The following is a 14,851-nucleotide window of genomic DNA, read 5'->3' as shown; positions in this document are numbered from 1 at the left end:
TTCTCCCTCTTTTCCAGTTACTTATAACTTGTTATGAAGTTTTAGCAGCTCAATCAACATATCATCCCGGAATTTGATCAGTTCTTTGTCTGTTTTGCCAAACTCAGCCGGGCGGTTTTCCATTTCACGCAGTACGCCCTCATGCGCAATATCAGCCCATTCCTCCGGAATTTCTGTTCCTGAGGCCATATCTTTGAGCCACATCATTCCCGGCTCCCGCATTTTCGTTAACATACCTTTTGCGCCCTGCGGACCACCGCCAAGATGCAAGGCCAGAATGGGGCCCATGATGGCGAACCGCAGTCCCGGTCCATAAAGCATAGCTTTATCAACGTCTTCAATTGTGCAGACGCCACGCATAACCAAGTCCATTATTTCCCTGGAAATAGCCATTTGCAGACGGTTAGCGATAAAACCGAGGGTTTCCTTATTCAAGACGACCGGTTCTTTGCCTAATAATGTATAGAACTCTTTAGCGCAATGTACGGTTTCCGCACTTGATTGCTCACCTTTGGTTATTTCGACCAAAGGTATCAGATGCGGCGGGTTATAAGGATGACCGCCGATGCACCGTTCCGGGTGTTTAGCGTATTTGGCAATCTCGGTAATCAGCAACCCGGATGTACTGCTGGCGATAATTGTGTCCGCCCGTGTATATTCTTCAATCTCAGCCAGTACTTTTTGTTTTATTTCATATTTTTCCGGACCGGACTCCTGAATAAATTGCGCATTCTTTACGGCTTCTTCCAGATTCAGCGTGTAGCTTACCATTGCCAGGGCCGTAGCAGCACTTTGGGAAGATATTATTTCTTTCTTGACAAGAAAATCCAAATTTTCTTTTACAGTGTCTTTGGCAGCATCCAGTTGCGCTTGCATAATGTCATAAATAACCACCGGATAACCACGGACAGCAAAATTGGTTGCCCAGCCTGCCCCAATGACACCTGCGCCGATGCAAGCAATCTTTTTTATATCACTAGCCTTCATTGCCATATCCCCATTCATTAGTCTTATTCTATAATTTGTTAAATAACTGGAAGCCCTCACAGGCTCCCAGTTATTTACAAATCATAATGTCAGACAAATATTAATAAATGCCGTATTTGTATTCTCTTGGCTTTATATTTTTGTTAATTTCATCTTCATCGATAAAGGCCACGATCCTGACCCAGGAGCCGTCACCCATATACCATTTTGTCGGAAAAGCGGAAATTACGCAGCGTTTGCCTACCACCATTTCAATATCGCCGCCGACATTCTCAAACCCGGGAATGCCATTAGAAAGCAACGTATAATGCACCGGCTCCCAATCGGGATGATCGTCTTTGGGATTCCGCCCTATTTCCCGGCGATAGTCTTCGATCAAACGCGGTACAAAAGGTCCCACGCCATGGTCGATCATGTAGGTTGCACAGGGGTGATCCAGAGCCTGACAGTCAATGCCGAAAGCCTTAATCTCCTTTTTTACCAACCATTCAGCCGCCGCTTTATTTAATCCAGGTCCATGGGCGAAATACTTGTCATTGTCACCCCAATAACGGTGGCTGCCGGTATGAACAATAACAATATCGCCTTTTTCAATCTTGGGAGTAGCTTTTTCCAGATCTTCCGGGGTAATTACTCCCCATTTTCCTTTAGGAATATCAACAATAACAGCATTTCCGTGATATTTTTCCAAAGGCATTTCATGCATAAACGGCGATTCCTGCACTACATGGGCAGGGGCATCGGTATGGGTGCCAATATGCATATGTAACCCATAAAACAACTGCGTCAGGCGATCATGTTTGGCAAAATACTGAACCTTCTTGCTGTGATAATCTTCGCCGGCCGGCCACACCGGAGTGTTTTCCCCAAAGGGATGTGTTAAATCGACCAGTTTTGTTTTTCCCATAGTAAAATTCCTCCTTTTAACAACCGTGTCACTATAAATTTTTAATATCTATAATATATTAACCACACGCAACCTCTGCTTTGGCTCAACGCCGTTAGCAAAGCTGGGCAATACTATAGCCTGTATCAGCCGATGGCAGTAAGGCCGCCATCGGGGTAGATAACCTGTCCTGTGACATAGTTCGATGCATCTGAAGCCAAGAAGACCGCCGCCCCTATCATATCTTCAGGAACACTGAGCCTTCCCAGCGGATGCGCACCGGTAAGACGCTCTTTTAATGCGGGATTGTCCGTAAGCAGCTTGGTCATCATCGGGGTTTCGGTAACGGTGGGCCCCACTGCGTTTACAGTAATATTAAAAGGAGCCAGTTCAACCGCAAGCGTTCTGGTCATCATATCGACAGCGCCCTTACTGGAATTGTAGGCGCTGTTGCCCCCTCCGCAGGCTCTAGCCCCACGGACCGAAGATACATTGATAATTTTGCCGTAGTTCTGCTTGGTCATAATTTTGGCAAACTCTTTACAGCACATCATTACGCCTTTTACATTTACATTGAACAGGGCATCCCACTGATCCATCTGAAATTCCAAAGCACTCTGCTTGATATTAATTCCCTGGGAATTTACCAGGATATCAACCTTGCCCATTTCAGCAACCACTTTCCCGGCAAGGGCTTTTATACTGTCCTCATTCGCAGAGTCTACCTGGAATATTTTTACCTCTTTGTTAATGTCGGTCTGGATCTCTTGCGCCGCCTTTTCCAGATTCTCCAGTTTTCTACTGGCGATCCCTACTTTGGCACCATAAAATGCCAGCCCCTTGGCAATAGCCTGACCAATGCCGCCGGCGCCGCCAATAACTATGGCGTTCTTGCCTTGCAATGAAAAGATATCTTTCATTTAAAACTGACCTCCTTACAGGTATTTAATTAGCGCCAACGCTTAACCGCTACATTATGACAAGCATTGTCGCCGGTAAATTTGTCTCATTAATGACCGCTCTGCCATCGCCGGGCATAATATGGATAGAATCCCATTTCTTGAGAACGTATTTTTCCGTTTTTGTTTTTACCGTGATTTCGCCTGCCAATACGAAATATACTAATTCCATTGGTACTTCTGCCCACTCAGCGCCACCGCCGGGTAGAAAATGCGACATCCCCATCCAGTACTTGGGGTCGCCGACGCTTTCCCTTTCGTGCAGTTTGAGTCCAACCATATCGAAATGTTTAGGGGCTGTGTACGGCTTAACATCCTTTAGTTCAATCTTCTTCATTTTTTCCTCCTAATTAATCCGGTTGTTTCAGCTAGCCAACAACTGATTTTTCAAGAATCGATCAACTAATTCAATTTGATATTTTCTGAATTTGGATCTCTGATTTCATGTTAGCAAACCGGTCTCAACCTGTAAAATATCCATGTAGCATCGAGCTATTACCATTTGGTTATAGCCGGCGGCCCAGCAAAAAAGGCTCTGTAAAACAAGCCTTTTTACCGCATAATAAGCATTATTAGCCGCCAATTTGCGCGTTCAATCCATAACTTTCAAACAACATTTTAATTTGCTCTTGCCGTTCCTGCGGAATAAGTTGAATGTCGACTAGTTTGTATTCCATTCCGATCTGGGAATACTTGACTTTGCCAAACTGATGGACAGGCAGGATATCTACTCTTGCCACCGATTTAAGCGTTGCCAGGAATGCGGCCGTTGCCGTAAGATTTTGCTGCGAATCGGTATAGCCGGGGATAACAGGCACGCGGATTATGATTTCTTTGCCTAAGTCATTAAGATTTTTCAGATTTTCCAAAATGATTTCGTTCGGAGCACCGGTATTTTTAAGATGCTGCTGCGAGTCCATCCCCTTTAGATCAAACAAAATCAGGTCTGCCTCAGCCAACGCCTGCCGTCCGTCAGCACTGGTAACATAACCGCACGTATCAACAGCAGTATGAATATAGTTTTCTTTGCATTTTCTAATCAGCGCCAATGTGAATTCCGGCTGCCACGTGGCTTCGCCGCCGCCAATGGTTACCCCCCCCTCAGACGACCGGTAGAAAATAGCATCTTTTTGGATAATATTGAACAGCTCATCAACCGTATAATCTTTGCCGAAAAAACTTAACGCATTGGTATAACATACATCAATACATTTACCGCAATTAGTACAGAGCTTCCGGTCAACATCCAGCCGAATATCGTCTTGTTCTTTTTCCAGCTGGATAGCGCCGTGCGGGCAGGCGGAAACACAGTTCCCGCACCCGTTGCAATCGGCGGCAATAACTTTTAATTCCTGATTAAAGGCTTGCCCTTCCGGGTTGCAGCACCAAATGCACTTTAACGGGCAGCCTTTTAAGAAGACGGTTGTTCGTATTCCGTAACCATCAACAAAAGAACCATGAATAATATGAAATACTGACCCTTTAATCGTCATACCGCTCTCCTTCCTAACACTCCTGAAATTCCATTCTGTCTATAATGTCATTCTGCAGCTCGGCACTGAGTTCCACAAAGTAAGCGCTGTAGGTTGCCACACGCACCAGTAAATCTTTGTACTTTTCCGGGTCCTGCTGGGCCTTCCGCAGCGTATCGGTACTTACAATATTAAACTGAACAAGATATCCGCCCGTCTCACAGAAGGCTCTGATCATATTGGCAAACTTTTTGATCTTGCCGGCATCCTTAAAGGCATCCGGGCTAAATCTCATGTTAAGAACAGAGCCGTTGGTAATTTGGGTATGGTCTAGCTTGGCTACCGACATAAGGGTCGCGGTAGGTCCGCAAACATTGCGGCCTTGATGCGGCGATATCCCCCCCTCGGCAATCGGCGTTCCGGCTTTGCGGCCGTCCGGCAAAGCACCAACAACAAATCCTAACGGTATATTAGCCGTAACCGTGCCTGCCGCGCAGTTGGACACTGCACCTTTAAAACCTTTGATCTTACCTGCTTCCCGGCTGCCAAGCACAATTACATCATTAACAATCGAATCAACATATTCATCATCATTGCCAAACTTCGGGGCCGACGACAGGATATGCAAAATCTGTTCTTCCCCTTCAAAGTTTTTATCCAATGCATCAATCAGATGCTCCATGGTGATCTTTTGATCTTCAAACACTGCTTTTTTAATTGCGGCGAGGGAATCGCCAACATTGGGGGTACCCGCTAAAGAAACAGCATAGCTGATGTACGGCGCCGTTCCGCCATTAAATACATCCAGTCCCTTCTTAATGCATTCCTCATACAGGGAGGACTCAAAAACAATAGGCAAATACTCGCCGAATAGCTGCTTGTCAACATTTCTGAACAACAGGGCTGCCGGCATCAACGCTTCCACCTGTTTAGCAAAGGCCTGCCAAACCTCTGCAAACGAGTTGAATTTTTTCGGCTCTCCTGTTTGTGGTCCGATTTGCTGCCCTGTCATGCGGGAAACGCCATTATTTAGTGCCAGTTCCAGCAAGAATGGCATATTTACCATTCCACCGGGGATATCCAGCGAATGCCCCGGTACAGTCGGACTGTTGCAGCCGGTTACGCCGTAATTTCTGGCAAGCTCCAAGGGTTTCCCGTCACGCACAAGCTGCTGGATGGTTGTCTCATCACTCAGGAATTTAATTTTCCCGCTTAGCTTATAAGCCACTTCGCAGGCTCTAATCACAAATGCATCCGGCGTCTTTTTGTGAATTCTGACAATAATATCTTCAGAGTTTAGCGCTATGTCTTTTTCAGCCTCAAGGAAGAGGTAGGAAAGCGCGTTAACCGCATCTTTGCCCTGTTCGGTTATTCCGCCTAAAATAAAATTAGCTCCTGTTGACAGGCCGGCAAAAAAACGCACTGCTTTGGAAGGATAGATTATAATCAAACCGTTGCACTTGACATACAGCAGTTCAATCAGTTCGATCACTTCGGCATCGGTGATTTCTCCTTCGTCTATGTCCTTTTTATAAAACGGATACAAATACTGGTCCACTCTGCCAAAGCCATTTCCCGGCCCCATGCCTTCAATCATAATTACCAGATAGGCAAACCACATAGACTGCAAGGCTTCATAGAAATTTCTCGCCGGATGATAAGGAACCCGGTTGCAGGTTTCAGCAATCCTTTCCAGTTCCTTTTTTCTTTGGCTGTCAGTCTCTTTTGCCGCCATACCGGCAGCAAGCTCGGCATACCGTTTGGCAAATGCCACCGTGGCTTCCAATGTAATGTTAGCCGCTTTTAGAAACTGGTATTTTTCAAAGTCTGCTACGTCGGCAAGGTTTAACTTTGCTATTTCATCCTTTATCTGCTGTTGGATGCCTTTTATTCCTTTAGTAATGATTACGCTATAATCGGCACTGGAGTGGCCAAAATACTGATTGTTGCCGCAGAAAGCACCGCCGCCCTGCACCAGGTTGTTTAATTTCAGTATGTCTTCCGGTATCCGCGCAGTCCACATATCCAGTAGTGATTTATCTTGCCAGTAGGGCATAAATTCTCGCATTTTAGCCTTATCGGCTTCCGAAATAGGGGCAAATCTATCAACACTTCTTGTCGACAGGTCGTCCATTTCTTCCAAATACCAGCCGGCGTTAAGCTCCGGCGTCATAACGCCGCCGCGCTGTTTACTGGAGCCACGGCCGACAATGAGTTCTCCTCCGTCAATACAAATACTCATTTTCTGAAGAATATTGGCTACGGACATAGCCCTTCTGATTACGTGGGGCTGGCTTTCCGTCTGTTTATAGGATTCGGTCATTAGTAGACCTCGCTCAATGCACACCTCTGGCATTGAAAGCATCTTTTCCCGCAAATTTAATACTCTTGCACTAGCTTCCATGTTCCAATCTCCTTTTTAATCTCACATTTTTTGCGCGAGTTCCTCAAGTTCAACAGAAGTAGCAGCCAGTGATTCCATGGTTAAAGAAATCTCTTGCATTGCCGCGGCCTGCTTTTCACTAATCTCCGCCGTATTTTGGATTGTTTTTACAACTACTACTGTTTCTTTCTGTATGTCCAATAGAATTTTTTTAATTTCGCTTACTGATTGAGCACTGTTGGCCGCCATTTTACGTATCTCTTCGGCCACCACTGCAAAGCCTCGCCCTTTTTCACCGGCCCGGGCCGCTTCAATCGCCGCGTTTAGACCGAGCAAATTTGAATTGGCGGCAACGTCACTGACAAATCTCAGGATATCATCTGTTCTGTTAATTCTAGCCAGTACGTTTTCACCACCGGTTTTTGCCTTCTCCAGCTCTTTAGCCAGACTAACGGCGTTAGCTCCCAGTTCCTGGGTACTGGCGGTCATTTCCTCGGTTGTAGCGGCAATAGCCTGAGCAGCGCTGTTAAGAGTATCATGGCCGTCCAGACTTACTGCAACAGCAATCACTCCTTCAACCTGCCCATCTTCGCCAAATATCGGACAGTTATGTGTTTTCCAGCGAAACCCAAAAGCTTCTTTGGGAACAATTATAGTCAATGGCTTTTTTTCTCTTATACAGTCATACGTTACAGCGTCAGACGGAAGCTTATCGCCGATCTTAAACGCGGGTATAGCCGGGTTTTTCCGGTGAAACTCAGCTTGCAACGAAGTTAAGATAACCCCATCCCGGTCAATCACCAGTACGCTGCAATCTAAAGGACAAACCATTTGCATAATTTCCGCAGCCGCAACTACCGCATCCAGCCTTCTCACATATAACACCTCTTTATAAATTACCCCAGTCCTACGATAACGCTACGTTTCATTTCACAGGCATCGTTAAACTATTGCGATTAGCGATGTCTGCAAAATAACATGACTTTCGTATTACCCTTTTCCTCCTTGCAGCTATAATCTGAAATATTAGAAAGTTAATCTTATGTCTTTCTATCAACCGCTTTCAAGCGTTACTTCCTCCTCTTTTCTTACACCATTAAACCATTGATTGTGTTCATATTATTACAAATTGACTGGTAATGGAAATATTGTATACGGCGGCTTCTTATGCAAAATAAGAATGACGAGTTTCACTCTTTTCCGGATGTTGCCGTACATCTTTTAAAGTCCTTTTTCACTGCCTCAACAAGAGAAGCATTTAGCATGGACAGCCAAAAAAAGGCAAGAATGCCTTACAAAAAAGTAATACTTATTGTGTTTGTTCTTATGCATAAAAAGAATTACAGATAGAACTATTTATCAGCAAGAACAGTTTTTTGCATGAAAATCACTAATAATTTGGCTAAAATATAAAAATGAGTCCCTTAATCAGACTTTAACAAAAGTCTAATTAAGGGATTCATTCCAGTAATATCTATTTTTAAATTTTTCGATCTTTCCATAAATATAAAATTCATAGTATAATTATGAATCAAGTAGAATCATTGGTTTAACTGTTAAATTGCACTTGCGGAATTGAATATTCTGCTATTTTTATGTTATATCCAGTAACAGATTCATACTTCTATTTTGCGGCAAACATTTTAATAAATGCGAAACTGCCGTTTGAAATATCGAATTCTGTGGGATTGCATAACAAATTGGGAGGACTTATGGAGCTTTGTCACTTGCGTGAATTCGTCGTGCTTGCTAAGCATCTGAACTTCAGTGTGGCCGCAAGAAATTTATTTATTACTCAACCAGTACTTAGCAGGCATATCTCTGAATTGGAACAGGAATTAAATGTACTGCTGTTTGTGCGAAATAAACATTCTGTTCAGCTAACTGCCGTAGGTAACCTGCTATTGGAAGAAGCACAAATTCTCCTTGCCCGTTATGAGGAGACCCTGGAAAAAATCCGTTTGGCTGCTTCAGGTTTGACCGGCTGTGTTAACATCGGCTTTTTAGGTGCGGCTGTAAAACCTTTTTTGGTGCCATTTGTGATGCATTTCAATTGCGTTCATCCAAAAATCCAATTACAGTTCTCTTCCTACGAAAATGCCAGAATGTTAACAGACGCCCTTCTCCGCCGCGATATTGATATTGGCTTTACATTGTCCATGGAGCTTCCTACCAATTCCAGCAAGCTTAACTGGAAGCCCATATATAGTGATACAGTTTCTGCCGTATTACCTCATAACCATCCACTCGCCAACGAAAAAAATATTGATATTACCCAACTAGCCAACGAACCCTTTATTCTGCTTTCCCCCGAACACACGCCGGACAGCTTCGAACATGTAATGGAAATATGTAAAGCCGGCGGATTTGCCCCGAATGTAGTTCGCCAAAGTACTCGTCTCGATGCAGTATTTATGATGATTGAGATGGGCCTGGGGATTTCTATTATGCCGCGCCATACGCAGGTCTACGCCAATCCCGCCATTCGATACATTGATCTAACAGGGGCAGATTGCCGGCTGGATGTCGTACTCGCCTGGCGAACCGATTGTACCACTCCTGCCGTATTTCCCTTTTTAAGTGAATTTGAAACTGTCAGCAGCCGTCTCCCTGGCAGCTCCGATACAGAGACACCTTAAGCTTTACAACTTTTGCTTGATAAGTTAGAAGAATCCATCATACCGGTATTACCTGCCGGTATGATGGATTCTTTTTTCCTTAAAAATTAAATAGTGACTGCAACAGAAAAGGCGCTACGCATAGCTTGTTGCACAGTGGCAGGCTTTTTGCAGTCTCCAATCATATAGAATCTATCAGCAATTCCGTAGAACTCCAAGGCTTCAGCTTTATTTGCCTTCATTCCGGTAGATACAACAACACTGTCGGCCTGGATGACTTTTTCTTCCCCATTTTTATCAGTGTAGATAACTTCATTGCCTTTGATAGCATAGCAGCATGCATTCAGAATATAACGGAAGGTATCCAATGCTTCCCAGGCTTCTTCAAACATCGACCGGTAATGAATGATAGTTGCATCTGCCGCCAACATATCACGCAGTTCTAATACCGTAACGTTGTGACCCTTTTTCGCCAAAACCATTCCGGCCTCTACGCCGACTTCGCCGCCACCAATCACTACAACATTCTTTCCCAAGGCGTCAGGGTTGATGAACGCATCGTTTGCAGACACCACACGTTCATTATCAATACCCGGGATTGGCGGCTTGATAGGCTGCGCTCCCAGCGCTGCCAAAATAACATCGTAATTTTTCCCTTTGAGCAGTTCGGGGGTTACCTTGGTATTTAAACGGACAACAATGTCCCGCTTGGCTATCTGATGGATTAAGTAGTCTTTAAATTTCTTCAGCGGCCACTTAAAATCTACATAATCAGCATGTTTGATCGCCCCGCCCAGCGCATCGGCAGCCTCGAACAGCGTGACCTTATGCCCCCGGTCATGCAGTTCCATGGCGGCCTTCATTCCCGCGGGTCCGCCGCCAATAACAGCGATATTCTTTGAGGCGGCGGGTGCAACAACGAGTTTGTCAATCATATGCTCCAGACCGATGAGGGGATTAACTGAACATACACTGACAAACGGATCCTCTTTGCCTCGTCCATGACACTTATTACATCTCAGGCAGGGAACCACATCTTCCTGCCGGCCTTCATAAGCCAGCTGACCGTAATTGGGATTACTGATCCAGCTTCTGGCCATAGAGATGATATCCGCTTTACCGGTTGCAATTATTTCTTCGCAAGTATTCAGGTCCTGATAGCCGCCGATTGTGGCAACAAGCACATTTGCGCCGCTCTTTTTTACATACTCGGCATAGTGAACAAAGGGTTCCGCCGCCGGGTTAAAGCCGGTTGGGTGGGCCGGATCAACTACCGGCGCCCGCAATTGAACAATGTTGATATATTTTTCCGCCATCTTCAGGAAGGCGACCGTATCATCCAGAGTATATCCTCCCGCAGGCTCTTCCGCACTCAGGAGACACTCAATAATAAAGTCAGGTCCAACCGCTTTACGAATGCGCTCCAGGACCATCAGCGGGAACCGGGCGCGATTTTCCAGGCTGCCGCCAAATTTGTCGGTGCGGTTATTAGTCAACGGCGACAGAAACTGGGAAGGCAGTTGCCCGCGATACGCGAAATGAATGGAAGCCATATCAAAGCCCAGACGCTTGAGAATGCTTACTTGTTCGGCATAACTGTCCGCGATCAATTCCAGGGTAACTTCATCATACTCACTGACCGCCTTATGCGCATCAATCATTTTAAGCGAATCCCCGTCCAATAAGGGATAATCGGAGGCCGGCCCAACAAAAAAGCCCATGCAGGCGATGGAATCATAAAAATGAATTGCATCGGCAAGCTGCATCAAATAGTTCTGGCAGGTTGGGTCATAAAGATCAAAGTCCGGGAAGTGAGCAACATCAAAATCCATGGGAAGCTTGGCGCCCCGGGTGAAATTATTAATCCCCATGCAAGTGACAATGGCCGCACCACTCTTGGCTTTGTTCGCAAAATGTGTAATAACCGAATCCGCCGGATAAGGCTCCGGTCCCTGCAAGAAATGCGGCAGTGAATTGGATGCCGACATTCTGTTTTTTAGAACATATCCCCCCACTTCCAATGGTGCTAAAAGATGCTTATATTTGAGACTCACAATAAATTTCCTCCTTATAATTGCTGACTATGGTAGAACGCCTGTCTCAACAGAAGTCGCTAATGACTATTTGTCTTTAAAAGCCAACGGCAGAACCGCCGCCATCAATAACAAGTATTTGTCCTGTTATCATACTTGCGGCATCACTGGCAAGAAAACAGACACCAGCCGCTATTTCACTGGGTTGAGACAGGCGTTTAAGCGGAATGAGCTGTTCAAGCGCCGCCGGTGGAGCCTTCATATTTTCCGTCATGACTCCCCCCGGGGCTACTGCATTTACCCGGATGTTATCCTTACCCCATTCGACGGCGCCCTGTTTGGTCAATTGCACGACAGCTCCTTTGCTGGCGCTGTAATGGGCCGAGCACAGGGGCGGCATCATTCCGCGAACACCGGCAATTGAGGCAAAATTGACAATCGATCCCGCTTTGCGTGGTTTCATGGATTGGTCGGTTACAGCCTGCATCATGAAAAATACCGCTCTGCTATTAACATTCATAACGGTATCCCACTCGTCCTGGCTAATGTCCTCCGACGGACTTGCACTCAAAATCCCGGCTGCCTGGATTAAGACATCAATCTCCCCCAGCTCTTCTCTAATTTTACTAATTATGCCGGAAATATCGGCTACTTTTGCCAAATTAAGTTGATATCCTCTGACAGTGCCCTGTGATTGCAGCTTTTGGACGGCCTGCTGCAGATTACCGGCATGGATATCAATAAGCGCCACCTTGGCCCCGCTTGCAACCATTGCTTCTGCACAGGCATAACCGATTCCTCGTGCCCCACCGGTTATAACCGCAACTTTTCCATCAAATCTTATATCCATACCAATTGACCTCCCGTATTTCATCTAACCTTTGCAGTATAGCATTGAAAATCTGTTATTTATCATTTAAAAAAAGAATTCCGCCTGGGCGCGATATACTTTTGTGTTATTGCTTGTGCTGATGGTTTTGCCATCCATATACCAAACAGTAACCAATGTATTTTTCATCGGTACATAGTGAATACCAACCTGGCTGCCCTTAAAATCATCGGTATAGTTGTAGTCATCCGCGTCGCTGCGGTCATAGGCAACATCGGCCGGTATTTTGGTATAGCCGACAAAAATATCATTAGAGTGGACAATGCTGATATCCGCCGTCTTATATTGCAAAGAGGCAAGATAGGCTTTTGATTTAACCCCGGGATTATTTACGGGTTTCGCCTCGGAAGCAGCAGCCTGCAGTAAGAAACTGTTTCCCAATTTAGTGTCAAAACCGGCGCCGTAATATTTGCTGTAATCGCTACCCGACCCAATTCGCTGGAAATCGGCCCGGACATTTGTCCGAGAGTTCACAGGCACCACAAGGTCAACGGCCTGAAATCGCTCATTATCCTTATCGCTGTTGGTATGACCCCAGTTTAAGGTTGTCTTGATATTATCGCCAAAGCTATATTGAACTCCCTGAATTTTAGCATAGTACGACAAACCGTATCCAGGCTTATAGGCATGTTTACCTACCAAGAGGTTTTTTCCGTCAGTAACATAAAGCTGTTCGCACTGACCTGACATCATAGTATCATCATCACCGGAAGCATTGGGATCATCAAGCAGCCTTGTCCACTCGCTTTCGGCTTTAACGGCCCAGCCGTCTCCAATGTTATACGTATAGTTCAAATCCAGGTTGATATGTTTAACTCCCTCGGAACTATCTCCGCCGATTACGTTATCGTACCGCAGGCGAGCCTTGCCGGTAATCACGATTTTTTGCGCTTTCTCTTCCAGTTTTCTGACTCGAACGCCCACCCCTTCCAGTTCGGCTTTGTATTCGTCGGCCAGCTTTTCGATAAGCTCCCGTTGTGCAGCGTTAGCTTTGTCTTCTCTGGCAATTGCCCTGGCGATACAAGTGGCGAATTCATAACGGGTGAGAGTTCTATCCCCCTGGAAAGTGCCATCGCCCATACCGTCAATAATTCCCTCAGCAGCCAGTTTGCTAACCGCACTATACGACCAATGACCTGCAGGGACGTCGGTAAAGGGGTTGGCCGCAAAAACACTACCGGCAATACCCAATATGAATACAAGCGCAACGATCAGAACCAAACTTTTTTTCATATTCTTCTCTCCTTAACGTTTATTTGTCGGTAACTACATTAACATAAAGTTAAACTGCAGACGGAAGAACTTGTCTTTCCAATCGGTATTGGCCTTAGTGCCTTTCTGGATAATGTACTTTGTTTCAAGCATTACTTTCGGACGAAGAGTATAGTTGCCGCCAATCTCAACCGCTTTCGAGCCATAATAACCATCTTCCGAATCGTAATTGTTAGCAATTGACGCAGTAGCATCGGTTTTGGAAACATATAAATGGGCATCCCAGGTTCCCGGTTTAAAGAAGTCGGCACGGCCATAATCCAGTCCTGCAAAGTAGCCGTCGTTATCAGTGTCCGCACTGGATTTAGAGAAAGCAGCCTTAAACTTTAAATTTTCAGTTAGCTGGGTGTCAAAACCGGCTTCATTTATATGACGTGACATGCTGTCTTTGCTCAGGCGATGATAGGCAGCAGCGATATTCGTCGTCCTGGAAATGGGGTAAGTAATATCAACAGCTTGATATCTGGGACCTTTACCGTCGCCGGTATATCCCTGAATGTCGTAGCCAAACAATGGATCTACGGTCCATCCCGGATTATTAAGAAGATCATACCGCGACAGCCAGCCGGCATTGGCAGTAATTTTGGCTACCTTGCCGAAACGGGCTTGCACGCCGGACATATCCTCACCGATAACATATCCGGAGCAGGCATCAACATAATGGAAACGCCCAACCTTAAGATCCATTCCGTCAAGTTTACCACTTATCGAAAATATTTTGGTCTGGTCCCGGTTCGCGGGCGTACTGCTGCCATCCTGCATGCCCCGGGTAAATTCCCCGACAGTCTCAACCGTCCAGGTGTCAGATAATTTATAGGTACTAAAGACAACTAATTTAAAACCACCCCGGATTACGTCGTTAAACTCATCTACCCGGCTCCCGCCGAAACCGCCGTCGGCGTTAATCCGCTTGAGTAAGCCAGGATTGGTTCGATGGTCATATTTCAGCATAGCAAACGCGCCGATATTTATTCTCTCACTGTCCTTTTCCAGCTTGGTAACTGTGACATTAAGACTTGTCAGCTCATCGGCAAATTCACCGGCCAGGCGATCAATAAGGGCTTTGTCCTTGGCATTGGCCTTGTCCGCTTTAGACATCACCTTAGCAACTAATTTGGCCATTTCGTAGCGGGTAATCACTTTATCGCCATTAAACGTTTTGGTGGAGTTGCTCTCCAGTAGACCATCCGTAGCCAATTTATCAATCGCTTCATAAGACCAGTGTTTTTTCGGAACATCATTAAAGGGATTCTCATTAGCGGCAAACGTTGAGCCTGCAGCACCCAATGTCAGTACTAACATCAAAAGAGCAATAAATAATTTTTTCATACTCTGCCCCCTTCTTCACTGTT

At 45.5% G+C, this 14,851-nt stretch carries 12 protein-coding genes and 1 pseudogene; 1 reads left to right on the top strand and 12 read right to left on the bottom strand.

Going from position 1 to position 14,851, the window contains the following annotated elements; genetic code table 11:
- Positions 1-21 precede the first annotated feature (21 nt).
- The 7 genes from SATMO3_RS07035 to SATMO3_RS07005 form a co-directional block, all read right to left on the bottom strand.
- The gene (locus SATMO3_RS07035) at positions 22-987 is read right to left on the bottom strand and encodes a 3-hydroxyacyl-CoA dehydrogenase family protein (protein ID WP_371379431.1); all 966 of its coding nucleotides are present in this window, start codon (positions 985-987) and stop codon (positions 22-24) included.
- A 100-nt stretch (positions 988-1,087) separates the two neighbouring features.
- Positions 1,088-1,894, bottom strand: a complete 807-nt coding sequence (locus SATMO3_RS07030; RefSeq protein WP_371379428.1) for a cyclase family protein — start codon at positions 1,892-1,894, stop codon at positions 1,088-1,090.
- A 125-nt stretch (positions 1,895-2,019) separates the two neighbouring features.
- Positions 2,020-2,793, bottom strand: coding sequence for an SDR family NAD(P)-dependent oxidoreductase (locus SATMO3_RS07025; RefSeq protein ID WP_371379425.1), 774 nt, complete (start codon positions 2,791-2,793; stop codon positions 2,020-2,022).
- Between the two features lie 49 nt (positions 2,794-2,842).
- Entirely contained in the window at positions 2,843-3,169 is a 327-nt protein-coding gene (locus SATMO3_RS07020) for a cupin domain-containing protein (protein ID WP_371379422.1), read from the bottom strand.
- Between the two features lie 235 nt (positions 3,170-3,404).
- Positions 3,405-4,325 (bottom strand): glycyl-radical enzyme activating protein, encoded by a 921-nt coding sequence (locus SATMO3_RS07015; protein WP_371379419.1) that lies wholly within the window; start codon positions 4,323-4,325, stop codon positions 3,405-3,407.
- Positions 4,326-4,338: 13 nt separating this feature from the next.
- A complete protein-coding gene (locus tag SATMO3_RS07010) occupies positions 4,339-6,708 on the bottom strand; it encodes a pyruvate formate lyase family protein (protein ID WP_371379416.1) in 2,370 nt (789 codons plus the stop codon).
- Between the two features lie 21 nt (positions 6,709-6,729).
- Positions 6,730-7,563, bottom strand: coding sequence for a methyl-accepting chemotaxis protein (locus SATMO3_RS07005; protein ID WP_371379413.1), 834 nt, complete (start codon positions 7,561-7,563; stop codon positions 6,730-6,732).
- 836 nt (positions 7,564-8,399) lie between these two features.
- Here SATMO3_RS07005 and SATMO3_RS07000 point away from each other — a divergent pair.
- On the top strand, positions 8,400-9,326 hold the full coding sequence (locus SATMO3_RS07000) for a LysR substrate-binding domain-containing protein (RefSeq protein ID WP_371379410.1): 927 nt from the start codon (positions 8,400-8,402) through the stop codon (positions 9,324-9,326).
- Between the two features lie 86 nt (positions 9,327-9,412).
- On the opposite strand, the gene SATMO3_RS06995 is transcribed toward SATMO3_RS07000, so the two are convergent.
- The 5 genes and pseudogenes from SATMO3_RS06995 to SATMO3_RS06975 form a co-directional block, all read right to left on the bottom strand.
- On the bottom strand, positions 9,413-10,240 hold the full coding sequence (locus SATMO3_RS06995) for an FAD-dependent oxidoreductase (RefSeq protein ID WP_371381678.1): 828 nt from the start codon (positions 10,238-10,240) through the stop codon (positions 9,413-9,415).
- A 117-nt stretch (positions 10,241-10,357) separates the two neighbouring features.
- Positions 10,358-11,359: pseudogene (locus tag SATMO3_RS06990) on the bottom strand (hypothetical protein); the annotation flags it as partial.
- A gap of 76 nt (positions 11,360-11,435) precedes the next feature.
- Complete coding sequence (locus SATMO3_RS06985) at positions 11,436-12,188, bottom strand: SDR family NAD(P)-dependent oxidoreductase (protein WP_371379407.1); 753 nt, start codon at positions 12,186-12,188, stop codon at positions 11,436-11,438.
- A gap of 66 nt (positions 12,189-12,254) precedes the next feature.
- Positions 12,255-13,460, bottom strand: coding sequence for an S-layer homology domain-containing protein (locus tag SATMO3_RS06980; protein ID WP_371379404.1), 1,206 nt, complete (start codon positions 13,458-13,460; stop codon positions 12,255-12,257).
- A gap of 33 nt (positions 13,461-13,493) precedes the next feature.
- On the bottom strand, positions 13,494-14,828 hold the full coding sequence (locus tag SATMO3_RS06975) for an S-layer homology domain-containing protein (protein WP_371379401.1): 1,335 nt from the start codon (positions 14,826-14,828) through the stop codon (positions 13,494-13,496).
- Positions 14,829-14,851: the final 23 nt, after the last annotated feature.

The organism is Sporomusa aerivorans (assembly GCF_041428895.1).
In the GTDB taxonomy this organism is placed as follows: domain Bacteria; phylum Bacillota; class Negativicutes; order Sporomusales; family Sporomusaceae; genus Sporomusa; species Sporomusa aerivorans.
The sequence above is the reverse complement of the archived record's forward strand: the minus strand, read 5'-3'. Positions and strand labels throughout refer to the sequence as shown.